This is a genomic window from Fibrobacter sp. UWB15 (assembly GCF_900177705.1).
Lineage (GTDB): Bacteria > Fibrobacterota > Fibrobacteria > Fibrobacterales > Fibrobacteraceae > Fibrobacter.
The window spans coordinates 146,229-168,866 of record NZ_FXBA01000002.1; the positions used below are offsets into that span (position 1 = coordinate 146,229).

A 22,638-nucleotide genomic window follows, 5' to 3' on the forward strand; every position below is an offset into this window, starting at 1 on the left:
CAAAATTGATGGTTCGAAGTTCGTATCTGATTGATATTCTTTAAGTTACGAACTCAACCAGCGTTTTGCAGCCCCTTTACGAGCCCTTTATTTACGCGGTTCCCGGCGATGTCGGGAACTTTTTTGTTTGAGTGTATTTTGGTTGACAAAAACTATTTTGACGCGTTACAAACAAACTAACAAAACGTTTTAAAAGTGAATTGCATCACTTGCATAATCTTTTTTTTGTAAAAAAACAACTTTTTTTTAATTTTTTTTGAAAAAGGTGTTGATTATTTGTGAAAATAAGTTATTTTATACACAGCTAATTCACAACATAACCATAAGGAAGAAAAAAATGGCTACTACAAAGACTGCAAAGAAGCCGGCTGCTAAGAAGCCCGCTGCTAAGAAACCCGCTGCCGCTAAGAAGCCGGCCGCTGCTAAGAAGCCCGCTGCTGCTAAGAAGCCGGCTGCTAAGAAGCCCGCCGCCAAGAAGCCGGCCGCCGCTAAGAAGCCTGCTGCTGCAAAGAAGCCCGCCGCCAAGAAGCCGGCCGCCGCTAAGAAGCCCGCTGCTGCAAAGAAGCCGGCCGCTGCTAAGAAGCCGGCCGCTGCTAAGAAGCCCGCTGCTGCAAAGAAGCCGGCCGCTAAGAAGCCCGCTGCTAAGAAGGCTGCAAAGAAGTAATCAACATAATTCTCCTTTGTTGGCGAGCCTCGGATTACTCCGAGGCTCGTTTTCTATTTTTGGGTTATGATTTCTGAAAAAGACCTTGCCGAATTGGAAAAAATCCCCTATGAACAGCGCATCGAGCGCGTGGAAAAACTTTTAGAAGGCAAAACGGAACCCCGCGCCTTTGAGCTGGGATTGCTGTTGGCCTTGAAAATGGGGCAAGAACTCCGCGAAGGTAAAGAACTGGGTAGCGAATCCGGCGATTTGGTCGCCAGCTGGAACGGCAAGCACCCGAATTCTATTATAGAAGAAGCGATTGCATTTGCAAAGGAGTTCTTGATGAACCCGGCGAAAATCGCAGAGAAAATTAAGAGCGGTATGCTGAAAGCCAAAGACGAAGCGGTCTCTGGCTCCGATGAGGCATCACCCACGTGTCATCCTGAGCGAAGCGATAGCGAAGTCGAAGGATCTAGCGAGGCTTCCAATGGATAACAAACTGGTTGCCACAGTCGACATCGGGAGCCACAGCTGCATTCTCTTGATTGCGGCGTTTGAGGAGGGGATGCTAGTTCCCAAGCTCCAGAAAGTCGAAGTCTGCCGACTGGGCGAAGACATTTACGAACACGGCGCCATTACCGAAAAACGAATCAAGGAACTGGAAGCCATCATGACGAAGTTCCGCATGGATTTGCACGCCTTGGGTGCAAACCTCAAAGCCGCCGTGATGACCGAAGCCATGCGCAACGCTGAGAACCCGGACGAAGTCATTGCCGCAGTCGAAAAAGCCTTATGGATCAAGCCGCGAATTATCAGTGGCGAAGAAGAAGGCAAGCTCACCTACCGCTCGGTCAAGGAATGGCACGGCGAAGGCCTCGTCACGATTGACATCGGTGGCGGTTCGACCGAACTCAGCAATGGGGACAATACGTTCTCGATTCCGGTGGGCGCCCTCAAGATGTTCAAGGCCATGGGCCCGATTCCTGGCCCGGAATACAAGAAGTTCGTGAAGGAAACCTTCAAGGAAGTCAGCTTCAAGGGCATGACCAAGAAGCCGGTTTACCTGATTGGCGGCACGGGCACTGCCCTCGCCATGGTCTACCTGAACAAGCAACAGTTCGACTATAAGGCCATCGAAGGTTTGGAACTTTCGATCAGCGACTTGGACGCTATCACTACGCGTATTTCCAACTTGTCCAAGGAACTCCGCGCCATGCTCCCGGGCCTGGAAAACGGCCGACACGAAGTCATTATTTGCGGGCTTTTCTGGCTCAAGTCGCTCTTGGAGAAGCTCCGCGTCGAAACATTTAAAATCAGCACTGCGGGTCTTAGGTTCGGACTGCTTTATGAGGATAAAAAAGCTGATGCCGGAAAAAGCTGATTCCGGGTCAAGCCCAGAATGACAATCAGCCTGGATGACCTAATCACTAACCACTGCCTACTGTCTACTTCCTACTGCCTACTTTCCTATGCGTATCAACAAATACATCTCTCTCTGTGGAATTGCGAGCCGTCGCGCCGCCGACACCTTGATTGAAGAAGGCCGCGTGCAGGTGAATGGCGAAGTCATTAAGGACCTCGGCCACCAGGTTGACGAAAACGCCGACGAAATCCTAGTCGACGGCAAGCCCGCCAAGCTCCCCCGCAAGACGACGACCATCATGTTCCACAAGCCGGCCGGCTGCGTTTGCACCAAGACCGACCCGCAGGGCCGCCGCACCGTGTACGACTACTTGCCGCCCGCCTACCAGAGCCTTAAGTATGTGGGCCGCCTGGACTTGCAGAGCCGCGGACTGTTGCTATTTACCGACGATGGCGAACTCTTGCACCGACTCACGCACCCGAGCTACGAAATTCCGCGCAGCTACTACGTGTGGACAGACCGCCCGCTCAGCGAGCACGCCGCGCAAAAGCTGGTGGACGGCGTAGACATCCGCGAAGAAGGCGCCGAGCAAGAAGAAATCGCATTCGCCACCGACATTTATTTGGAAAAAGGATTCGCCGAACTCGTGCTGATCGAAGGCAAGAACCGCGAAATCCGTCGCATGATGCGCGCCGTAGGCTACGAAATTCGCGACCTCAAACGCGTGAGTTACTGCAAACTCACCTTGGGCGACTTGCCCGCCGGTGAATTCCGCGAACTCACCGCCGACGAACTCAACAAAATCCGCCAGGCAGTTCACGTTTAGATCCTTCGACTTCGCCTAACGGCTTCGCTCAGGATGACACTTTAGTTATGAATAGTAGGACTCTTTATATCGGTGATGTGCATGGTTGCGCGGATGAACTCGAGCACATTGTAGACGCATTCGGTTTTGTGCGCGGCAAAGACACCTTGTACCAGACGGGCGATATCATCAACAAGGGCCCCGACATGTTGCGGGCACTGCAGTTCGTGAAAGACAACGGTATTCTCACCGTGCGCGGCAACCACGAAGAGCATTTGATTCGCGCACTGGAACTGCCCGAAAGCGGCTGGACCGAAAAGCAACGCGCCCGCTTCGCGAAGCTCCCGATGGAAACCTGGCACGCCATTGCCGCCGAGGTAAGCACCTGGCCCCTGTGGCGCGACACTCCACACGCGCTGCTGGTTCACGCCGGTTTGGAACCGGGCAAGGTCAGACTAGAGGACATGGACCGGGAAGTTATTTTGTCCGTAAGATACTGGAACGACCGTCCGTGGTTTGAACAAATTAATTGGAACAAAACGGTCGTTTTCGGACATTGGGCCAAGATGGGATTCGTGAACCGCCCCGGATTCATTGGGCTTGACGCGGGTTGCGTTTACGGCAAAAAGCTGATGGCCTGGTGCCCCGAAGAAGACAAATTCTACGAAGTGCCCGCCGCCCGCGAATATTCGCCGGTCAAAGACAAGGCGAAAACCGCCATCGATGCACCTTGCATTGTGCCGGGCGATCAACTGCCCGAAGCCAAGCAGCCCAAAACATTCGAAGATATCAAGGCAAAAATTGCAAGCGGCGACATCACACTCGCCGACGACAGCGAACACGCCAAAGAAATCCGCAAAGCCTCGCCCAGCGTTGCCGCCGAGTGGGCCGGGTACATTTAAAAGTCGCAGTTTTTAACGCAGCGGTTCTGTTCGAATACAGCTTCAAGAACTTTCAAGCCTTTGCTATAGCGGCGGTACGTTCCGTGCCGAAGCCCATGCTCCAAAGTCATTTCTTCTTTGAGGCTACCTAGTTCGTCGAAAACTTTTGCAACGCCGTGCAGATGCCCACGCACATACGGCAGTTTACGTCGAAGAGTTCCCTTGTCGTCCCACTCTTCGGTGAGGCCATCCAAGATTCCGTTCTTGTAGGATTCACGGGATTTTTTCATTCCGTTTTCGAAGTAGACTGTCGTGAACCCTTCTTCGATGCCATCTTTGTAACCAACGGTTTGCCAAAGTTTTCCGTTGTCGTAATAACTCCTGAACACGCCGTCGAGTTTGCCGTTTTTGTACGGAGCCTCGATTGCGATTTTGCCGTTCGGGTGATAACTATAAGCTATACCCTCGCGGACATCTGTTCCCTTCTGCACCGTATAGATGCGGGACAGCGAATTGTCTGCGTAAAATTCTTTTATCGTATCAAGCGCCACCGCCGGCGAATTTTGCGCCAGCGCAATCGAGCAAAGCCCGCATAGAGAAATACACAACGAAATCAACGCTTTCATCGAAACCAAATGTAGCTTTATCATCGATAATTATGTATTTTGCCATTGCTTATGCGCATTACTTTTTTAAATCCCCCATTTCATCCGATGTTCAGTCGCGAGTCGCGCAGTCCGTGCGTGACCAAGTCTTCTACCCTTTACTGGCCCATGTTTTTGAGCTACGCCGCTGGCACTGTCGAAGCCGACGGTAACGAGATTCAGCTCATCGATAGCCCGGCCATGGAACTTGACCTCGCGCAGACTCTGGATGGTATCAAGAAGTTTGACCCCGAGCTCGTGGTTTGCAGCACGAGTACTCCGAGTATTTTGAACGACCTCAAGGTGGTGCACGCCATTAAAGAAGCGCTTCCGAAAACGAAGATCGCTATTATGGGTACGCACGCTACTGCCGAGCCACTCGAATCTATGGAAATGGAACCGAGCCTCGACTTCGTGATTATCGGCGAGGCGGACTACACCGCCAGGAATCTCGCCCGCTACCTGCGCGGCGACATCAAGGACATTTCTAGCATCGCGGGCCTCGCCTTCCGCAAGGCCGACGGTACAGTAGATTTTCAGCCCGAAGGTCCGAAGATTGAAAACCTCGACGAAATCCCGTGGGTGTCCAAAGTTTACCGCAAGTACCTGTACAGTTGCTACAAGAAGTATTTCTACGGCGCGAACCTGAACCCGCTGATTGTGATTCTGTCGGGACGCGGTTGTCCGAACCGCTGCAGTTACTGCGTGATTCCGCAGACGCTGAACGGCCACAAGTTCCGCCGCCGCTCTCCGAAAGATGTGGTGGACGAACTGCAGTATATCAAGGAAAACTTTGACGACCTCGGCGAAGTCTTCTTCGAAGACGATACGTTTACCGCAAGCCACGAACACGTTCGCGAAATCTGCAACCTGATTCTGGAACGCGGCCTCAAGATTACTTGGAGCTGCAACGCTCGCGCCGATGTGCCGCTCGACTTGCTCAAGCTCATGAAAAAGGCCGGCGGCCGCGAAATGTGCGTGGGATTTGAAAGCGCTTCGCCTGTGGTTCTCGAAAACATCCACAAGGGTGTCAAGAACACCGACAAGGCAATCGAATTCACGAAGAACGCCCGCAAGGCGGGACTCCTGGTGCACGGCTGCTTTATGGTGGGTAACCCGGGCGACACGCCGGAAACGCTCCGCATGACGCTCGACTACGCCAAGAAGTTGAACCCGAATACGGCTCAGTTCTACCCCATTATGGCATACCCCGGCACCGAGGCTTACAAGGAAGCCTTGGAAAGCGGCGCATTACAGACAAAGGATTACAACCAGTGGCTCGACAAAGACGGTTTCCACCGCACCACCATCCAGCGCGGCGAACTCACCAGCCAGGCACTTGTGGACTTCTGCGACAAGGCCCGCCGTGAATTCTACCTGCGTCCGAGCTATATTCTGCGTCAGGGCATCATGGCGATCAAGAATCCGCGCGAACGCTACCGCGTGATGCGTGGATTCGGCACGCTCGTGAAGCACCTGTTCCGTAAGCATGGGCAGCTCGCCCCTGTGGCTCGCCAGGCCCCGACGGTGAAAGAATAAAGCGCACGGCTTTGCTGCGTATCGCTTTTGGCGGTGGAAACAGACGAAAGTTTGATTTTCCACCGCCAATTTTTTATTGATGGCTCCGTTTTGCATTCGCCACAGAAGTTATCAGCGGTGAAAACAGCCCTTTCCAACAAAACACACCGCTAAAAAGCGGCAATAAAAGGCAAACAAACTCAAGTTGGTACTTTTTGGGCGGTGGAAACGGGTATTATCAAAAAGATTCCACCGCCTTTCGAGGCATTTTCACCGCACTAAAGAAGAAATTTCCTCACCACGCGTTCCACATACACCGTGTTCAGCGGATGCTCATACGATTCCTGAGATGTCAGCAAATTCACGCCTGCAAAAAAATCGTTCGCCGCATACAATTCCAACTTGGCAATCATATTCTTGGCGTAGCCACTATCTTCAATCAAGCCAAAATGCTCCCAAATAAACTCTTGGCGCGTTCGAACATTCAGGCATGTAAAATCAGGGTAAACTGTTATACGACGATTTCCATCGCGCATCTTGTACGGAAATTCATAGCGATAAGGAACTCCAAGTCGAAACAAGGTGTCAGCGATAATGATTTCTGACTTTGAACGGACTCGCTCGCCCTTTGCAGACATTAGCTGCGGCGCGGCGTCATCAAATCCGCGACCCTTGTACTCAATGCTCATCCACAAGCGGGAATATTCATCGTCAGGCAACACGTAAGGCTTGACTAAGGCGCGCCGCGCCGGATGCAGTTTTTGCCAAAGCAAGCCAAATTGCTCCGGTTTGCACGCAGGAATACATTTGTCAATCGCTTTAAGTTGTTTTTGCAATTCGACAAGCAGCGCCTTGTCATAATCACGCTGCGAGAGTTTTTGGGCGAGCGAGCGTTGCTCTTTTGAAATATAGCGCCCCTTCTTCCCGGTACTAGGCAACACCCGATAGTACTGAAATGTTCCTTGGTGAGGTGAGACATTGAGCGTTCCCGCTGGCGCCGCCTTCAAAGATTTCTTCAGGGTTTCAATCAACGAAAGCATTTCTTCTGCATGTGACTGGAGAAGATTGCGCAAGGAACTTGTGACAAAACGATAATTCAAACTTTCCATAAATTTTAATGAGGTATTGAAGATTTCAAATTACATTACGACAGTTATAGCAGGTATGTTTTTGAACATGTTTTTACAAAACGAATCATTTTGTCGCATATAGTTGACATCTAGAAAATGTACGCGCAAAGTACATGAACAAAAAAAGACCGCGGCATATTCGTCGCGGTCCCTATAGTCTTTATGTTATGAATGTTACTTCACTGCCTTGGAAGCTGCTTCAAAAGCCTTGCCGAGTTTCGCAAGCGCCTCTTCGCATTCCGCGGCGCTCACGTTCAGCGGCGGAAGCATACGCAGCACGTTACCCTTGGCAGAAAGCACCATGAGCTTTTCTGCGCGAGCGGCGGCGATGATGTTACCGACCGGCATGGATTCGTCGAGAGCCACGCCGAGAATCAGGCCTTCACCGCGGATTTCCTTGGCGAAGCTGTACTTTTCCACAAGGGCCGCCAAACCCGCCTTCAGCTGGGCGGAACGTTCGGCGACATTCTTCAACAGGCCCGGAATCTGCTTCACGACAGCGAGACCTGCGGCGCATGCAATCGGGTTACCGCCGAATGTAGTTCCGTGGTCGCCGGCCTTGAGCTGGTCGGCAATTTTCTGGCGCAGCAGCACCGCACCGAGCGGGAGACCGCCGCCGATTCCCTTAGCCAAAGAAACGAGGTCCGGATTCAGGCCGTACTTTTCGAAACCGAGGAAGGTTCCGAGACGGCCCACACCCGCCTGCACTTCGTCAACGATGACGAGGCAGCCGAATTCCTTCTGCAGGCTATTGATAGTCTGCACCATTTCGGCAGAGAGAGTCATCACGCCACCTTCGGCAGCCAGCGATTCCAGCATGATGGCACAGGTATTGCCATCCACTTCAGCCTTCAAGGCAGCGCAGTCGTTCCACGTGACGTGCACAAAATCACCCGGCATGGAGCCGAAGCCTTCGCGGATAGCCGGCTGACCCGTCGCAGAAAGTGCGGCATACGTCCTTCCGTGGAAACTGTTCACGAACGTGATTATCTTCTGCCGATTCTTTTCGCCCTTCCGGTCGAAGTACTTACGTGCAAACTTAATTGCACCTTCATTAGCTTCGGTACCGGAGTTGCAGAAGAAGGCCTTATCGAACTTGGTGATTTCAAGGAGGGCCTTGCCGAGATTAATCTGCGGGTAGTTCGGGTAAAGGTTGCTGATGTGGTTGAAGTGGTTCATCTGTTCCACCACCGCATCCTTAATCGCCTGGTTCTGGTGACCGAGCGCGTTCACGGCGATGCCTGCCACGAAGTCCAGGTACTTGTTGCCCTGGTCGTCGTAGAGGTAAGAGCCCTCGCCCTTCACGAAGTTGATGTCTGCCTTGCCGTAGAGCGGCGCGATAATTTGTTTATCCTGTTCGAGCAGGTTAGCGCAAGATTGTGCCATAATTTAAATCTCCATTAATTTGTTTGCCAAAGTGTTCCGCGTCCTTCCAACCCACGATGTGGATGCTCTTGAGTCCTCGTCGGATCGACTTGAAACTCTCGCGGACTTTGGGAATCATACCGCCGGAGATGACGCCAGCCTCGATCAGCTTTTCGGCGTCCGCTTCGCTCAGTTCGGGAATTACATTCTTGTTTTCGTCCATCACGCCCGGCACGTCGCTCACCAGCACAAACTGGTCGGCTTCGAGCGCCACAGCCAGTTCAGATGCAGCCGTGTCGGCGTTCACGTTCCAACTCACGCCGTTGCCGTTAGCATCTGGACCGATTGAAATCGGGCTCACCACGGGAACAAACCCCGCACCCCAGAGCGCGGTCACAATGCCCGGGTTCACCTTCTTGATTTCGCCCACCAGGCCAAGGTCCACCTTGCCCTGCTTCTTGACCACCTGGAACAGGTTCGCATCTACGCCCGAAATACCGACGGCACCGCAACCGTTGTTCAGGAGCATGCGCACCAGCTTCTTGTTCACGTGGCCAGAGAGGGTCATCTCCACCATCTTCATGATACCGGGGGTCGTGACTCGGAGGCCGTCGATGAATGTCGGTTGTTCCTTGAGCAAGGCGATATTCTCGTTGATGTCCTTGCCACCGCCGTGAACCACGGCAACCTGACAGCCACTACCGGGGAGGGTAGAGACTGCCGACACAAAATCAGCCAGCTTGGCTTCGTCGATTGCCAGGCTGCCACCAATTTTTACAACCACTTTTTTCATCGTGTGCGAGTTCCTCTCGTTTTATTTTTACGGAGACAAATTTAGAAAAGTAGACAGTAGGCAGTAGGAAGTAGACAGGAAAAAGCCCTCATTATCCCTTTTTGAATGTTTTTTGTAATTTTTCAACTTTTCCTTTTTTAACAGAACAAGATTTTGTTATATTGCATATATAAATTCAACCTAAGACACAAAGAGGTATATTATGGCAATCACGAAAGTTTGGCTGGACGAATCCAGTGACGAATGCGTCTCCTGCGGCGCTTGCGAAGCTACTTGCGACGCAGTGTTCAGCGTTCCCGAAAAAATGCAGGTGAAGGAAGGCGTTGACTATTCCGCTTACGAAAGCGAAATCAAGGACGCTGCTGACAGCTGCCCGGCCGGCGTTATCAAGTACGAGTAGTAAGTTGCGACGAGAGTCGCCGTCTACCGAAAACTTTTAAAGCTCTGTCTTTTAGACAGAGCTCTTTTTTTATTTGTGAATTAGATCCTTCGACTTCGCGCCACAGCGCTCCGCTCAGGATGACACTTTCTTACTTTGCGTATTTTTCGTATTCGGCTTTGACCCATTCAGCGGAGCGGGCGACCGATTCAATCTTAACTTCGTCGATGGCGCCATTCCAAGTATCGTTCGGCACTTCGGAGCCGCCAATACGGAACGGCAGCGAGGCAGCAACTTTCTTGGGCGTAAACGGAACACCGGCCTTGTTGCTCACGAGTTCGCCGTTAATGTAGAAGTACAGTTTGCCACCTTCGTTAACGAGCACCAGCAGCGACCATTCATTCATAGGCAGCGTGCCACCACGTTCGACATTGCCCTTGGCAAGCCATGCATAGCCATAGCCCGACAAGTCCATGCCATCGCCCACAGCAACAAAGGAACTCGTCATAAATTCATACTGCAGCTGGAACCTGGACAATCCGGCAACCCAGTCTTCACGTTCTGCAAAGAGAAGCTGGTAAATGCCATCGCCACGGTAACCGCTCCACTTGGTCCATGCGCTCATGGTAAAGTCACCTGCACAGGGGTCAATATCGCCCACTTCGACGAACTGACCAACCTTGAGCAGAATGCCCTTGCCCGACACACCTTCCACGTAGTTCACGGAATCGGCGACCGAGCCGTCATTGTTATAGACCTTAGCAACACTATCAGAGCCATCCATGTGGAGGTTCAAGGAAATCGCAAGTTCTTCCGTAGTATCGACAGCGGAAGTATCTTTTGCAGTAGTGTCAGGCGCCACCGGTTCCGGCGTAGCGGTATCTTGCGGAACAGAGATACCATCGGGCACGTTCACCATAATGCCACCGTAAGCGGCGCCACTATAGTAATGGTAATCCGAAATCGTGAGCCAGCCTTCGTTCTTGTTTTCAAGAGACGGAATCTTGAGAGTGTCGCCCACGACAGCCGTCATGAAGTTGAAACGGGCCTGTGACTGATCGCTTTCCACATACACCAGCGAGATTTCGCCCACGGGCATGGATTCAAATGCAAACGAACCATCGGAATTGACGGGAGCGACTTCGCTACGGCCCACAATGCGCATGTAACCGGACTTGGCCTCGGCAACACTGCTTTCGAGTCTGCGCGGGTGACCGACCATCACGAGGGCTGCACCACTATGCTGAATACGGGAAAGGCCTGATTCGGAACCGTTCTCGGCGAACAGCACCACAGAGCGCGTACTGTCAAACTTCAAACTGAAAATACCGTTGTCGTCGGCTTCCACCACCACAGAATCTTCGATGGAGGTTTTATTCCAGTTGTCGTAATAGGCTACCACGCGGGCACGGGCCACGGGTTGATTCGCCTCGGTCACCACGATTCCGCTTGCAATGGAGTTACCGATATCGGTCACGCCACCGGCAGTTTCGTCACTCTTGGAACAAGATGTCAAACCAGCCGCAAAAAGAGCTAAAGCCACACCAGAGGCATATTTGAACAAAGTATCCATTATTTTGCCTCCTTTTCAATCTTCTTACTCATCGGGAACGCCACAAGCATCATCTCGTAAACCCGCTCCACATTAGGATCGTTCGCCGCCTTCGCAATAATCTTCTTGCGGGCGTCTTCAAGAACTTCGACAGCGTAATTATAAGAACTTTCACTCATGGCCAAGGTGGTGAACGCCGCAAAACGTTCGTTCTTGGGCATGGATTCTACAGCACCGATAGCATGCTGAATGTATTCGCGGCGAATCTGGCGCAAAGAAATCGGCGGAATTTCGGCGGCATCGAGCATTTGCGAAGTTTCTTCGTAATGGTCGCCCACCTTCTTGATCAAATTCCATTCCAGAAGTTTCTTGACAGCGTCGCGGGCCTCTTCGGTCGTGATTTGCGGCGTAAGCATGCGGGCAAGCACCATATAGTCGTCGTGCCAGTCGGCATTCACCGCCATTTCGCGAACCACCGGATAGTACCACTTGCTAAAGTAGGCCTGTTCACGAGTAGTCACGTGTGTAAATTCGATTTGTTTGCGGATTTGGACAATCTGTTCCCAGGCGTTTTCGCGCTCGTTCACCTGTTGCGCCTGGTTGTACTGCACCAGGGCCTCGAAATACGCCTTCTGCAACGGCTCGAAATCCATCGCCTTCGCAATTTTATCGATAGACTTTGGCGTGAGGTTAAAGCGCCCGCGGATGACGTTCAGGCAGTAAGACGAACTGCTGAATCCCGCCTTCGCCGCGAAGAATCGGTGCGAAAAGACGGCGCGCATCTTTTTCTGTTCCTCGAAGTAGTCTTGCAGGAACTTGCGGAAGTCGTCGTAATCAAACAGATGTTCTAGCGCAATACACATAATCCTAAAATAAATAATTTTTACACACCAGGCAATAGCCCGAGAAAATTTTTACACACCCCAACGACCCTTAATGGGCATATTTTGATGTTCGTCACACAACCGAGACGAATCATGCCACAGAGGAAATTGTAAGAAAAGTTTACACAGCCGCTTTTGCCAACGTTTCGATTACATATTCACTGTACTTGACATCGCCCTTCGCGGCATTGCGCTTGAGGCCTTCAATTATCCAAACAGGCAAACGGAAAGACGCCATTTTGGTCTCGTTGCGTTTATGGCGCTCCTTGATCGCCTTGACGGTTTCTTCCCAGGGGCCGTCCGACACGATAGTTGAACCATTAGCAAGCCCTTCACGGAACTCGTCGGCCATATTACCGGCATATTCAAGAACTTCATCCTCAGTCATTATAGGATTTTGAGCTATTTTAAATTTTTCCATAGAATTTCCTCATCTTTATGAGCTCTACGAGCCGTAACGAATCTTTCAAAAGCGTGGTCTATGATTTTCATATTAAATTTACAATTTGTAATACATTTTGTCAATATTTTTGTAAAGGGGCTCAAAATAGTCACTCCATATACTATACACGCTTTTTTCGGGCCTCCGAGCACCTTCTTAAACAAAATTTTACAACCATACAGAAAAAGCCCGCATCTAAAATGCGGGCTCAGTCTTTTTGGAGTAGGTATTAGTTAGGTATTACCTACATTCCCTTCTTCATGTTTTTCAACAAGGCGCTCATCTTGCCGGGCATGGCAGCGGCTTTTTTCGGAGCTGCACCGGGGCGGTCCTTACCAGCGATTTTCGCCTTAAGGTCTGCGAGGGTTGCATGGCCCTGAATGCCGCCCTGCGGGCGGGCATTGCCGCGACCATCGCGGCCGTGGCCACCGAATCCGCCGCGGTTACCGCCTGCGCGCTGGCCACGCGGGCCATTTGCACCGGCACCGGCGACGCCGTCGGCAGTTTCCTGCTTCATCGAAAGGCTAATGCGCTTCTGGCCCACATCGACTGCGACCACGCGCACCTTCACGATATCGCCCACGGTAAGCACCGTCTTGGCGTCTTCCACGAACTTGTCGCTGATTTCAGAAACGTGCACGAGGCCGTCCTGGTGAACGCCGATATCCACGAAGGCACCGAAGTTTGCCACGTTGGTGACAACACCTTCCATCCAGCTGCCCGTAATCAGGTCCTGAATGGTGCGAATCTTGTCGTCGAATTTGGCGTAACGGAATTCCTTACGCGGGTCGCGGCTCGGCTTCTGGAGTTCCTTGATAATGTCGTCCAAAGTAGCCTTACCCACTTCGTCGCTCAAGAATTCTTCGAGGTTGATCGCCTTCACGGCTTCGGCGTTACCCACCATGTCCTTCACCGACACGCCGGCCTTTTCGGCCATCTTTTCGACAAGGGCGTAGTTTTCGGGGTGAACGGCAGAATCGTCGAGCGGGTTTTCAGCACCCGGAATGCGCATGAAGCCGGCGGCCTGTTCAAAGGCCTTCGGGCCGAAGCCCTTCACGTTCTTCAAGGCTTCGCGGCTAGCGTAGGCACCGTTTTCTTCGCGGTATTTCACGATGGCTTCGGACAAAGTATTGCTCAGGCCTGCCACGTGGGAAAGCAGCGGAGCAGAGGCGCTGTTCACGTCGACACCCACCATGTTCACGCAGCTTTCCACCACTTCGTCCAAGCGCTTCTTGAGTTCGCGCTGGTTCACGTCGTGCTGGTACTGGCCAACACCGATAGACTGCGGGTCCACCTTCACCAATTCGGCCAGCGGGTCCTGCAAACGGCGGCCAATGGAAATCGCACCGCGAGTGGTCACGTCTTCCTTCGGGAATTCCTGGATAGCAATCATGCTTGCGCTGTACACAGATGCACCTGCTTCAGAAACGATCACGCGCGGCGGAACCTTGCCCTTGAACTTGGCAGACATTTCGGCGCAGAAGGCATCGGTCTCGCGGCTAGCGGTACCGTTACCAATAGCAATCAAGTCAATCTTGTACTTGTCGATAAGGCCCATCAGGTACACGGCGGCACCGGCCTTGTCGTTCCACGGTTCATGCGGCTTAATGATGCCATGGTCCATGAACTTGCCGTTTTCGTCGAGCACGGCCACCTTGCAACCCGTACGGAAACCCGGGTCGAGAGCGAGCACAGCCTTGTGGCCGGCAGGTGCGGCGAGCAACACATCCTGAAGGTTCTTGCTGAACACCTTGAAGGCTTCTTCTTCGGCGGCGTCCTTGAGCATCAAGCGCACTTCGCTTTCCATGCTCGGCTGGAGCAAGCGTTCCCAGGCGTCCTGGCACATGGCTTCCAGGTAAGGAGTCCAAGTGGTGTTGCCCTTGATAATCTGCTGCTTGAGGTAGCCGACCATTTCTTCGTTCGGCACTTCGATAGAGAGGCGGAGCACCTTTTCCTTTTCGCCGCGACGCAACGCTAGCATACGGTGGCTCGGAATCTTGGACACCTGTTCGCTGTAGTCGTAGTAATCCTTGAACTTGGTTTCCTGGCCTTCGAAATCTTTCTTGACTTTGGAAATCATGACACCGGTCTTTTCCATCTTGTTGCGCAGGTACTGACGGAATTCGGTATTGTCGGCCACTTCTTCGGCCAGAATGTCGGCGGCACCCTTGAGGGCGGCCTTCGGGTCGGCAAGGCCCTTTTCTTCGGACAAATAAATTAACGCAATCTGTTCTGCCGTGTTGCCGGTTTCTTCTTGCGCCCACATGAGGCGGGCCAAGGGTTCCAGACCCAGTTCCTTGGCGGCCGTGGCGCGGGTGCGCTTCTTGGGCTTGTACGGGGCATAAATATCTTCGAGGAGGGTTTTGTCCTTACAGGCTTCGATCTGGGCCTTGAGTTCGGGCGTGAGCTTGCCCTGTTCTTCGATGCTCTTGAGAATCGTTTCTTTACGGTCTACCAGTTCTTGCAGGTAGTCGCGACGGTGACTGATGTCGCGCAGTTCAATTTCGTTCAGCGTACCCGTCTGGTCTTTACGGTAACGGGCGATAAAGGGGATGGTACCACCCTGGTCCATCAGTTCGAGCGCCTTGGCGACGCGCCATACTTCAAGGTTAAGCTCTTCGGCAATAATTGCAGAAAAATCCATAATATGTAGTTTCCGTTTTATATTTCGGTTTGAGGGTCTTAAAGCCCTAAGTTCAACCCAGCACCGCAGTGCGAGGTACCCCGGCAATTTTCCCGAGGTAAAGGGAATATAGATAATTTTCTATCTTTGGGTCGGTCAGTTCGAAACCCATCCTGACTTAAAACAAAACTAGGAGACATCATGCGTTCAGATGCTGAACTCGAAGGCGTCACGTTGCTTGGCAACAACAAGACCCAGTACAAGACCACCTACAGTCCCGAAGTCCTTGAAAAGTTCCCGAACAAGCATCCGGGCAACGACTACATGGTCACCTTCAACTGCCCGGAATTCACGAGCCTGTGCCCGAAAACCGGCCAGCCGGATTTTGCCGAAATCAAGATCAACTACATTCCGGACCAGTTCCTGGTAGAATCCAAGTCCCTCAAGCTTTACATGTTTAGCTTCCGTAACCACGGCGACTTCCATGAAGACTGCGTGAACATTATCATGAAGGACTTGGTAAAGCTTCTGGATCCGAAGTATATCGAAGTTGAAGGCCTCTTTATGCCGCGCGGCGGCATTTCGCTTTACCCGTTTGCCAACTACGGCAAACCGGGTACCGAATTCGAAGCACTCGCCAAGAGCCGCCTGTTCACCGCCATCGATAGGAGAAAGTAAGATGCCTTTCCAGAACGAACTCATCCTTATCGCTTCTATCTTTGTATTCTTTGGCGGACTCGTTGCCTTTTTCCGCTTCTTTGGCAAGCAGGGCATTTTCGCCTGGACGGTCATCTGCACCATCGCCGCAAATATCGAAGTGCTGATTCTGGTGCACGCCTTCGGACTCGACACCACGCTCGGCAACGTGATTTTTGCATCGTCGTTCTTGGCTACCGACATCATGAGTGAAATCTTCGGCAAAAAAGACGCCAGCCGCTGTGTCAAAATCGGCATCCTCGCAAACGTAACCTTCATCCTGATTTCGCAAAGCTGGTTCCTGTATATTCCGGCCGCGGGAGACACCATGGCAGAACCGATCCGCACCGTGTTCGCCAATACCCCGCGCGTGATGCTTGCGAGCCTATTCGCCTACGCCATTTGCGAAATGTACGATGTGTGGGCCTACCACGCCGTCTGGAAATGGTCCGAAAAGAAGTTCGGCGACAAGCGCAGCTTCTTGTGGTTGCGCAATAACGGTTCTACGCTGGTAAGCCAGCTGATTAACGTAGTCGTATTCAACCTGCTTGCCTTCGCCGGAGTTTTCCCGTGGAATACGATCGGCGAAATCCTGATTTTCGGTTACGGAATCTTTATCGTGACATCGCTGATGGATACCCCGTTCGTGTACCTTGCACGCCGCATCGCCGAAAAGCACCCGGAATTAATCGCGGAATAATTCTTTAGGCAGGGGCTTGCCAGCCTTACGCCAAGCGGCATATTCGGCGGTCGCCGTAAAGATGGCGTCGGTCGAAGAATTCAAGGCCGTTTCCATACTGTCCTGAATCACTCCGATGATAAAGCCAATCGCCACCACCTGCATGGCAACGTCGGTAGAAATGCCGAAGGGGGCGCATGCCAGAGGAATCAAGAGAAGCGAACCGCCCGCAACACCGCTGGTACCGCAGGCGCCAATCGTTGCAAGCACGCACACGATTAATGTCGAAGTAAGCGTCACCGGAATACCAAGCGTATGCACCGTCGCAAGAGTCATGACCGTAATGGTAATGGCGGCCCCACTCATATTGATAGTCGCGCCCAGCGGAATAGACACAGAATAAAATTCGCGGTCGAGCCCGAGTCTTTTACAAAGGGCCATGTTTACCGGAATGTTCGCCGCGGAGCTGCGGGTAAAGAAGGCCGTAACGGCACTACTCTTGAGGCACTTGAGCACCAGCGGATACGGGTCATGCCGCAACACAAGTCCTACAAGAGCCGGCACCACAACAAGCATCACGAAAAGCATGGTTCCCACAAGAACCAGAATGAGCGAACCGTAAGTCTTGAAAATTCCGATTCCGTTCGTAGAAACCGAGGTATACATAATACCCATGATACCGAGCGGGGCCAAATTGATAATCCAGCGAACCACCATCGAAACCGCATTCGACACATCCTGCAGCACGGTAAACGTCACCGGACTTGCAATTTTCTTGATAGCAAAGCCCATAAAGGCTGCCCAAACCAGAATACCGATATAGTTCGCATCGGAAATAGACGCAAACGGATTCGACACCGCATTCACCAACAAATTATGCAGGATTTCGTAAATATCGGTCGGCACGGTCGAAACGTCTGCCGACACATTCAACTCTAGATTCTGCGGGAACATGATGCTCGACCCCACGGCGGCAAAGGACGCTAGCAGCGTACCCACCAGGTATAGGACAACCACGCGGACAAAACGACGGTCCAAGCGGGACTTGCCATTGGCAAGGGAACAGATAATCAAAATGAACACCAGTACCGGCGCCACGGCCTTAAGCGCGCCTACAAAGAGCACGCCGAATTCGGAAATCCATTTTTGCGACGGCAGAAACACGCCCAAGAGCGCACCCACCACAATCGAAATTGCGATACGGAGCACCAAGTTTGCACTATTATATTTATTGATTACAGCGCTTACTTTCATAGCGTGCCTCCACTTTTCAGTGTGTAATATAAATATAATTTTGCCGATTTTGGGACAAAAACGAAAGGTGCGCAAAAAATCAAGGCCATTTTGGCGGGCGTCTTTTTCCAAAGTCGCCCCGATGAACTAAATTTTGCGCGGAAAATGTTTTTTACGGTGCTCACATACCTGGTCATCGGCCTTTTGGCTGTGTTCGGACTATTCTATATAGTCTTGGAGGCGCGGTTCTTCCGTGCGCTGGGTTCGGTGCGCGTAGGGAACTCCGACGTGGAGCCCGCCCCCAAGGTGAGCATCTTGATTGCCGCACGCAACGAATCGGAGGGAATACGCGCCACTTTGGACTCGGTTCTCTCCCAGGACTACCGTGGCGAATGGGACGTTTGGGTTGCCGACGACAGGAGCGACGACGATACGCCGAAAATTTTGGCCGATTATGCTGCCAAGAACCCCAGACTGCATGTTCTGACTATTAAACAGATTCCGGAAGGGGTCAGCCCCAAAAAACACGCCCTTTCACTGTTGATTGAGGCCTGCGAGGGCGAAATCCTGTGCCTGACCGACGCCGACTGCATCGTAAAGCCCACCTGGGTCACGGGCATTGTGGCCGAATTCGAACCGGGCATTGAGCTGGTAGCCGGACATTCCTACATCCCCACAATCCCCGGTAAGTCGAGCATTCTCATTTGCATGCAGGCGGTCGAGACCCTGATTTACCGAGTGGCAGGCACTGCGGGCCTCGCCATGCGACTCCCGCTCACAAGCACCGGCAACAACCTCGCCTACCGCAAAAGCTTCTTCAAGAGCGTGCACGGATTCGACAACGTCATCAAGATCCAGAGCGGCGACGACGACCTCTTGATGCAAAAACTCGCCGCCGACCGCCCCTGGGCCATGCGCTACTGCATTGCCGAAAGCACCTTCGTGACCACCAACGGCAAAGAAACCTTGAAGGAACTCTGGGAACAACGCAAGCGCTGGGCGTCGAAGACTATATATTATACACCGAAAATCGTATTTGTACTCAGCATGGTATTTCTGTTCCTTACCATGCAATGTATCGCAGCAGCATTTGCACCCTTCAGTTCTAGCGTTTTAATTGCGACAATCATCGCATTTATCGCCAAGTGCATTGGCGACCTGGTTCTGATACTCCGCGGGCTTAGGATATTCAGACAGGAACACCTCTTAAAATGGTGCATTCCTGTGGAATTTATCCACGCCCCCTTTACCGTGCTAGCCGTGCTTTTCGGCCTGTTCGGACGATTTAAATGGAAATAATGATGGCAACTACGACAAAAAAAGCAACGACAAAGAAAACGACAACGAAGGCAGCAACAAAGGCCCCGGTCGAAGGCAAGACTTTAATTATCGCCGAAAAACCGAGTGTGGCACTCGACCTGGTCCGCGTACTCGGCCAAAAGAACTTCAAGAACGAAAAGACCCACTACGAAAGCGACACCACCATCGTGAGCCATGCCATCGGCCACCTGGTTGAAATCGCCGACCCGAAAGAAATCGACGAAAAGTACAAGAAGTGGGAAATGAGCACGCTCCCCATGCTCCCCAAGGAATTCCCGCTGGTCGCAACGCCTGCGACCAAGGGTCAGCTTTCGGCACTCTCTAAGCTCATCAAGCGTAAGGACGTGACGACCATCGTGAACGCATGCGATGCGGGCCGCGAAGGTGAACTGATTTTCTTCTACATATTGCAGTACGTGCTCAAGGGCAAATTCACGGGCAAGACGATCAAGCGCCTGTGGATGCAGAGCATGACCCCGGCCGCCATCAAGGAAGCTTTCGAAAACATGCGCGACGGCGCCGAAATGGAAAACCTGAAGGCAGCCGCCCTTTGCCGTAGCGAAGCCGACTGGCTCATTGGCATGAACGGTAGCCGCGGCCTTACCGCCTACAACAGCAGCATGGGCGGATTCCAGGTGACCCCGTGTGGCCGCGTGCAGACGCCGACGCTTGCCATCATTGTGAACCGCGAAGAAGAACGCATGCAGTTCGTACCGCAAAAGTTCTGGACCGTAGAAGCCGAGTTCGACAACGACGGTAGCCACTACCAAGGCAAGTGGTTCACCGCCAACAAGGAAGACGGCAAGGACAAAATCAAGCAGATTTTTGACGAGAGTAAAGTCAAGGATATCTTGAAAAAATGCAAGGGCAAGGTAGGTACCGTCGAAGAAACGTCCGCGCCCTCGCTCCAAAAGTGCGGTCCGCTGTACGACTTGACCACGCTCCAGCGCGAAGCGAACAACCGCTTTGGCTTTAGCGCGAAGACAACCCTCTCGATTGCGCAGGCTTTGTACGAACGCCACAAGGCGACCACCTACCCGCGTACCGACAGTCGCTGCCTGCCCGAAGACTATGTGGCTCCGGTGAAGGCCACCCTCGGCAAAATCGAAGGCCCGCTCGCAAAATTCGCTGAGACCGCCCTCAAGAACAACTGGGTCGTGAAGACTCCCAAGGTGTTCGACAACTCGAAGATTTCGGACCACTTCGCCATCATCCCCACCGGCGTGATGCCCTCGGGACTCACCGAAGCCGAACAGAAGATTTTCACGATGATTTGCCAGCGATTCATCGCTGTGTTCTTCCCGCCCGCCAAGTACGAAAACACCACCCGCGTAACAACCGTGGAAGGCGAAACCTTCCTCACCGAAGGCAAGGTGCTAATTGATCCGGGCTTCAAGGCCGTGTACGGCAAGGACAGCGACGAAGAATCGAACATTCCGGCACTCAAGGGCAAGTCCGCCAAGACGGTCGCCCTCGAAGAAAAGGAAGACTTTACCAAGCCGCCCGCACACTATACCGAAAGCACGCTCCTTTCGATGATGGAAAGCGCCGGTAAGCTGGTGGAAGACGAAGAACTCCGCGATGCCATGAAGGAACGCGGCCTTGGAACGCCGGCAACGCGCGCCGCCATTATCGAAAAACTCGTCAGCGACAAGTACGTGGTTCGCGACGGCAAGGACATGATCCCGACCGCCAAGGCATTCGACCTCATCAAGGTGCTGAAGGCCATGGACATCGAAGCGCTCACCAGTCCGGAACTTACCGGCAACTGGGAATATAAAATGGAGCAAATCGAGAAGGGCAAGGAAACCCGCGAAAAGTTCATGGAAGGCATCGTCGACATGACGCGCACCATGGTGAAAAACATCAAGAGTTTCAAGGAAGAAAGCACCACCGGCGAAGCCCCGTTTAGCCCCGTGAACGGCAAGAAGGTTTTTGAAACCGTGAGCCGCTACACCACCGAAGACGGCATCGTGATCCGCAAGATGATTGGCGGCAAGCGCCTTACTCCGGAAGAAATCACCGAGCTTTTGACCAACCGTAAAATCGGCCCACTCACCGGCTTCCGCAGCAAGCGCGGTGCCGAATTCTCGGCCGTGGTGATTATCAACGACGAAAACAAGATTGAATTTGTATTCGACGAAAAGCCCGAAGAAGTCGAAGTCGGAGCCGAGGTCGGCAAGTCGCCGGTCGATGGCGCCGCCGTGTACGAAACCATGACCGGTTACGTGAGCGATTCTTACCTCAAAAAGGAACCCAGCGGCATCACGCTTCCGAAGATTTTGCTCGGTAAAGAAATCCCGCTCGAAGAAATCAAGAAGATGCTCGCCGGCGAAAAGACGACGCTCCTCAAGGGTTTCCGCAGCAACAAGACCCACCGCACCTTTGACGCTTACTTGTATCTAGATAAAGGCGGCAAGCTCAAGTTCGACTTCCCGCCGCGCGAATTCAAGCCCCGCCGCTTCGGAAAGAAGAAGGCAGAGTAGCCCGCGGCATGCACCTAAAAAGAGCAGTCACCATTTTTCTTGCGGCATTCGCCTTTTTGCAGGCAGAGGATTCTCTGCCTGAATACAGGTTTGTCCCGCTGAACTCGCTCACGGAATCGATAGAAGTCGAAACACCTTACGGGCTCCCCCGCGAGCTTATGCCGTTATGGGATTCGCTCTCTATCAAGCAGAAAGCGGCGCAGATGGTGATGGTCTACATGACGCCCGCATCGTTCATGCTGGAGCACGAATTCGGCGGATACCTGGTGATGAAAAATCACCTGAAGAACCTGGACAAGTTCACCGAAAACATCCGCACCGTGAACGATTCCATGCGAATCAAGCCGCTGGTGGCTGCTGACCAGGAAGGCGGCCTCGTAAACCGAATCTCGGTCGTGGCCCCGCGCTGGGAGCATACCCCCAGCGCCAAGCAAATGCGCAACATGAGCGAAGATTCCATCCGCACTCTGGCAAAAGAAATCGGCGCCGTCCTCGATAGCGTAGGAATCAACCTGAATTTGGCGCCCGTGCTCGACCCCGCCAAAGACAGCCGCGGCAAGCATTCCTTTATGGAAGAATCCAAGCGTTCTTGGGGCGAAGACACCACGAATGCGACCAAGGTCCGCGCCTTTGTGCAAGGCATGCGCGAAAGCAACGTGGCCTGTGTATCGAAGCATTTCCCCGGTTACGATTCCTGGACCAACAGCGACCACCAAATTGCCGTGAGTTCAACACCCAAGGCTAAAGTGGCGAAGAACGTGGAATTTTTCAAGACACTCGCCAGCGACATTCCCGTAACCATGATGAGCAGCGTGAGCTTCGTACGCATTTCAAGCCGCCCTGCCGTATTCGAACCGAAAATCGTGAAAATGGCCCGCGACATGTCACCTGAAACAGTCATCCTTACCGACGACCTGTGGGGCGTCAGCCTACGCGCCTGGATTAGCGGCAACGAACGCGTGCGCAGCAAGAACTATCCCGCCAAGGATTTTAGGAAACTCGTGCGTACCGCCTTGATGGCCGGCAACGACATGTTCATGATTACATATCCGCAAAAAGCGGTTGAAATGGTGAATTACCTCGCAGCACTTTCTAAACAAAGTAAATACTACCGCGAACGAATTGAGGAATCCTCCGCCCGCATACTTAAGATGAAATTTAAGGCGGGGATAATTAAGTAGGAAGTAGACAGTAGACGG

Annotated in this window: 21 protein-coding genes; 12 read left to right on the forward strand and 9 right to left on the reverse strand. The window is 52.6% G+C overall.

The window, feature by feature from the left end; genetic code table 11:
* The first annotated feature begins 337 nt into the window (after nucleotides 1-337).
* The 5 genes from B9Y58_RS05330 (at nucleotide 338) to B9Y58_RS05350 (ending at nucleotide 3,716) form a co-directional block, all read left to right on the forward strand.
* Nucleotides 338-664 (forward strand): histone H1, encoded by a 327-nt coding sequence (locus tag B9Y58_RS05330; protein ID WP_085534824.1) that lies wholly within the window; start codon nucleotides 338-340, stop codon nucleotides 662-664.
* A gap of 66 nt (nucleotides 665-730) precedes the next feature.
* On the forward strand, nucleotides 731-1,141 hold the full coding sequence (locus B9Y58_RS05335) for a hypothetical protein (protein WP_199220949.1): 411 nt from the start codon (nucleotides 731-733) through the stop codon (nucleotides 1,139-1,141).
* A complete protein-coding gene (locus tag B9Y58_RS05340; RefSeq protein ID WP_085534802.1) occupies nucleotides 1,134-2,027 on the forward strand; it encodes a Ppx/GppA phosphatase family protein in 894 nt (297 codons plus the stop codon). Before B9Y58_RS05335 ends, B9Y58_RS05340 begins: the two co-directional genes overlap by 8 nt.
* Nucleotides 2,028-2,115: 88 nt before the next feature.
* Nucleotides 2,116-2,835, forward strand: a complete 720-nt coding sequence (locus tag B9Y58_RS05345; protein ID WP_085534803.1) for a pseudouridine synthase — start codon at nucleotides 2,116-2,118, stop codon at nucleotides 2,833-2,835.
* A 47-nt stretch (nucleotides 2,836-2,882) separates the two neighbouring features.
* Entirely contained in the window at nucleotides 2,883-3,716 is an 834-nt protein-coding gene (locus B9Y58_RS05350) for a metallophosphoesterase (RefSeq protein ID WP_085534804.1), read from the forward strand.
* Here the strand turns inward: B9Y58_RS05350 and B9Y58_RS05355 are convergent.
* Nucleotides 3,713-4,321 carry a toxin-antitoxin system YwqK family antitoxin gene (locus B9Y58_RS05355; protein WP_085534805.1) on the reverse strand — a complete coding sequence of 203 codons (609 nt, stop codon included), beginning with the start codon at nucleotides 4,319-4,321 and terminating at the stop codon, nucleotides 3,713-3,715. The genes B9Y58_RS05350 and B9Y58_RS05355 overlap by 4 nt on opposite strands.
* An 87-nt stretch (nucleotides 4,322-4,408) precedes the next feature.
* On the opposite strand from B9Y58_RS05355, the gene B9Y58_RS05360 reads away from it, so the two are divergent.
* A complete protein-coding gene (locus tag B9Y58_RS05360) occupies nucleotides 4,409-5,878 on the forward strand; it encodes a B12-binding domain-containing radical SAM protein (protein ID WP_233247852.1) in 1,470 nt (489 codons plus the stop codon).
* Nucleotides 5,879-6,135: 257 nt separating this feature from the next.
* On the opposite strand, the gene B9Y58_RS05365 is transcribed toward B9Y58_RS05360, so the two are convergent.
* The 3 genes from B9Y58_RS05365 to argB form a co-directional block, all read right to left on the reverse strand.
* Nucleotides 6,136-6,966 (reverse strand): hypothetical protein, encoded by an 831-nt coding sequence (locus tag B9Y58_RS05365; RefSeq protein WP_085534806.1) that lies wholly within the window; start codon nucleotides 6,964-6,966, stop codon nucleotides 6,136-6,138.
* A gap of 195 nt (nucleotides 6,967-7,161) precedes the next feature.
* Nucleotides 7,162-8,373 (reverse strand): aspartate aminotransferase family protein, encoded by a 1,212-nt coding sequence (locus B9Y58_RS05370; protein WP_085534807.1) that lies wholly within the window; start codon nucleotides 8,371-8,373, stop codon nucleotides 7,162-7,164.
* Nucleotides 8,354-9,145, reverse strand: a complete 792-nt coding sequence (gene argB, locus B9Y58_RS05375) for an acetylglutamate kinase (protein ID WP_072812227.1) — start codon at nucleotides 9,143-9,145, stop codon at nucleotides 8,354-8,356. The genes B9Y58_RS05370 and argB overlap by 20 nt, the downstream gene beginning before the upstream one ends.
* A gap of 202 nt (nucleotides 9,146-9,347) precedes the next feature.
* Between argB and B9Y58_RS05380 the strand changes: the two genes are divergently transcribed.
* The gene (locus tag B9Y58_RS05380; protein ID WP_072980280.1) at nucleotides 9,348-9,545 is read left to right on the forward strand and encodes a ferredoxin; all 198 of its coding nucleotides are present in this window, start codon (nucleotides 9,348-9,350) and stop codon (nucleotides 9,543-9,545) included.
* Between the two features lie 130 nt (nucleotides 9,546-9,675).
* Here B9Y58_RS05380 and B9Y58_RS05385 read toward each other — a convergent pair whose 3' ends face one another.
* The 4 genes from B9Y58_RS05385 to B9Y58_RS05405 all read right to left on the reverse strand — a co-directional run bounded on the left by B9Y58_RS05385 (nucleotide 9,676) and on the right by B9Y58_RS05405 (nucleotide 15,046).
* Nucleotides 9,676-11,097, reverse strand: a complete 1,422-nt coding sequence (locus B9Y58_RS05385) for a LamG domain-containing protein (protein WP_085534808.1) — start codon at nucleotides 11,095-11,097, stop codon at nucleotides 9,676-9,678.
* Nucleotides 11,097-11,939, reverse strand: a complete 843-nt coding sequence (locus B9Y58_RS05390; protein WP_073055467.1) for a TIGR02147 family protein — start codon at nucleotides 11,937-11,939, stop codon at nucleotides 11,097-11,099. Before B9Y58_RS05390 ends, B9Y58_RS05385 begins: the two co-directional genes overlap by 1 nt.
* A 142-nt stretch (nucleotides 11,940-12,081) precedes the next feature.
* A complete protein-coding gene (locus B9Y58_RS05395; protein WP_144066148.1) occupies nucleotides 12,082-12,381 on the reverse strand; it encodes a hypothetical protein in 300 nt (99 codons plus the stop codon).
* 265 nt (nucleotides 12,382-12,646) lie between these two features.
* A complete protein-coding gene (locus B9Y58_RS05405) occupies nucleotides 12,647-15,046 on the reverse strand; it encodes a Tex family protein (protein WP_085534811.1) in 2,400 nt (799 codons plus the stop codon).
* Between the two features lie 180 nt (nucleotides 15,047-15,226).
* Between B9Y58_RS05405 and queF the strand changes: the two genes are divergently transcribed.
* Entirely contained in the window at nucleotides 15,227-15,703 is a 477-nt protein-coding gene (gene queF, locus B9Y58_RS05410) for a preQ(1) synthase (protein ID WP_073055461.1), read from the forward strand.
* Nucleotide 15,704: 1 nt separating this feature from the next.
* A complete protein-coding gene (locus B9Y58_RS05415) occupies nucleotides 15,705-16,421 on the forward strand; it encodes a queuosine precursor transporter (protein ID WP_073055459.1) in 717 nt (238 codons plus the stop codon).
* On the opposite strand, the gene sstT is transcribed toward B9Y58_RS05415, so the two are convergent.
* On the reverse strand, nucleotides 16,407-17,654 hold the full coding sequence (gene sstT / locus B9Y58_RS05420; protein ID WP_073055457.1) for a serine/threonine transporter SstT: 1,248 nt from the start codon (nucleotides 17,652-17,654) through the stop codon (nucleotides 16,407-16,409). The genes B9Y58_RS05415 and sstT overlap by 15 nt on opposite strands.
* A 144-nt stretch (nucleotides 17,655-17,798) precedes the next feature.
* Between sstT and B9Y58_RS05425 the strand changes: the two genes are divergently transcribed.
* Genes B9Y58_RS05425 through B9Y58_RS05435 form a run of 3 tightly spaced genes read left to right on the forward strand, consistent with a single transcriptional unit; the run spans nucleotide 17,799 to nucleotide 22,620 of the window.
* Complete coding sequence (locus tag B9Y58_RS05425; RefSeq protein ID WP_073055455.1) at nucleotides 17,799-18,932, forward strand: glycosyltransferase; 1,134 nt, start codon at nucleotides 17,799-17,801, stop codon at nucleotides 18,930-18,932.
* A complete protein-coding gene (locus B9Y58_RS05430; protein ID WP_073055454.1) occupies nucleotides 18,932-21,439 on the forward strand; it encodes a DNA topoisomerase III in 2,508 nt (835 codons plus the stop codon). The genes B9Y58_RS05425 and B9Y58_RS05430 overlap by 1 nt, the downstream gene beginning before the upstream one ends.
* Before the next feature lie 8 nt (nucleotides 21,440-21,447).
* Nucleotides 21,448-22,620, forward strand: a complete 1,173-nt coding sequence (locus tag B9Y58_RS05435) for a glycoside hydrolase family 3 N-terminal domain-containing protein (RefSeq protein ID WP_083532259.1) — start codon at nucleotides 21,448-21,450, stop codon at nucleotides 22,618-22,620.
* Nucleotides 22,621-22,638: the final 18 nt, after the last annotated feature.

Bases quoted from the DNA above. Each gene is read 5' to 3' on its own strand.
- B9Y58_RS05335 (WP_199220949.1), top strand. From the start codon at position 731: ATGATTTCTGAAAAAGACCTTGCCGAATTGGAAAAAATCCCCTATGAA.
- B9Y58_RS05430 (WP_073055454.1), top strand. From the start codon at position 18,932: ATGATGGCAACTACGACAAAAAAAGCAACGACAAAGAAAACGACAACG.
- sstT (WP_073055457.1), bottom strand. From the start codon at position 17,654: ATGAAAGTAAGCGCTGTAATCAATAAATATAATAGTGCAAACTTGGTG.
- queF (WP_073055461.1), top strand. From the start codon at position 15,227: ATGCGTTCAGATGCTGAACTCGAAGGCGTCACGTTGCTTGGCAACAAC.
- B9Y58_RS05380 (WP_072980280.1), top strand. From the start codon at position 9,348: ATGGCAATCACGAAAGTTTGGCTGGACGAATCCAGTGACGAATGCGTC.
- B9Y58_RS05330 (WP_085534824.1), top strand. From the start codon at position 338: ATGGCTACTACAAAGACTGCAAAGAAGCCGGCTGCTAAGAAGCCCGCT.
- B9Y58_RS05370 (WP_085534807.1), bottom strand. From the start codon at position 8,373: ATGGCACAATCTTGCGCTAACCTGCTCGAACAGGATAAACAAATTATC.
- B9Y58_RS05395 (WP_144066148.1), bottom strand. From the start codon at position 12,381: ATGGAAAAATTTAAAATAGCTCAAAATCCTATAATGACTGAGGATGAA.
- B9Y58_RS05435 (WP_083532259.1), top strand. From the start codon at position 21,448: ATGCACCTAAAAAGAGCAGTCACCATTTTTCTTGCGGCATTCGCCTTT.
- B9Y58_RS05345 (WP_085534803.1), top strand. From the start codon at position 2,116: ATGCGTATCAACAAATACATCTCTCTCTGTGGAATTGCGAGCCGTCGC.
- B9Y58_RS05350 (WP_085534804.1), top strand. From the start codon at position 2,883: ATGAATAGTAGGACTCTTTATATCGGTGATGTGCATGGTTGCGCGGAT.
- B9Y58_RS05415 (WP_073055459.1), top strand. From the start codon at position 15,705: ATGCCTTTCCAGAACGAACTCATCCTTATCGCTTCTATCTTTGTATTC.
- B9Y58_RS05340 (WP_085534802.1), top strand. From the start codon at position 1,134: ATGGATAACAAACTGGTTGCCACAGTCGACATCGGGAGCCACAGCTGC.
- argB (WP_072812227.1), bottom strand. From the start codon at position 9,145: ATGAAAAAAGTGGTTGTAAAAATTGGTGGCAGCCTGGCAATCGACGAA.
- B9Y58_RS05405 (WP_085534811.1), bottom strand. From the start codon at position 15,046: ATGGATTTTTCTGCAATTATTGCCGAAGAGCTTAACCTTGAAGTATGG.
- B9Y58_RS05385 (WP_085534808.1), bottom strand. From the start codon at position 11,097: ATGGATACTTTGTTCAAATATGCCTCTGGTGTGGCTTTAGCTCTTTTT.
- B9Y58_RS05365 (WP_085534806.1), bottom strand. From the start codon at position 6,966: ATGGAAAGTTTGAATTATCGTTTTGTCACAAGTTCCTTGCGCAATCTT.
- B9Y58_RS05425 (WP_073055455.1), top strand. From the start codon at position 17,799: ATGTTTTTTACGGTGCTCACATACCTGGTCATCGGCCTTTTGGCTGTG.
- B9Y58_RS05355 (WP_085534805.1), bottom strand. From the start codon at position 4,321: ATGAAAGCGTTGATTTCGTTGTGTATTTCTCTATGCGGGCTTTGCTCG.
- B9Y58_RS05390 (WP_073055467.1), bottom strand. From the start codon at position 11,939: ATGTGTATTGCGCTAGAACATCTGTTTGATTACGACGACTTCCGCAAG.
- B9Y58_RS05360 (WP_233247852.1), top strand. From the start codon at position 4,409: ATGTTCAGTCGCGAGTCGCGCAGTCCGTGCGTGACCAAGTCTTCTACC.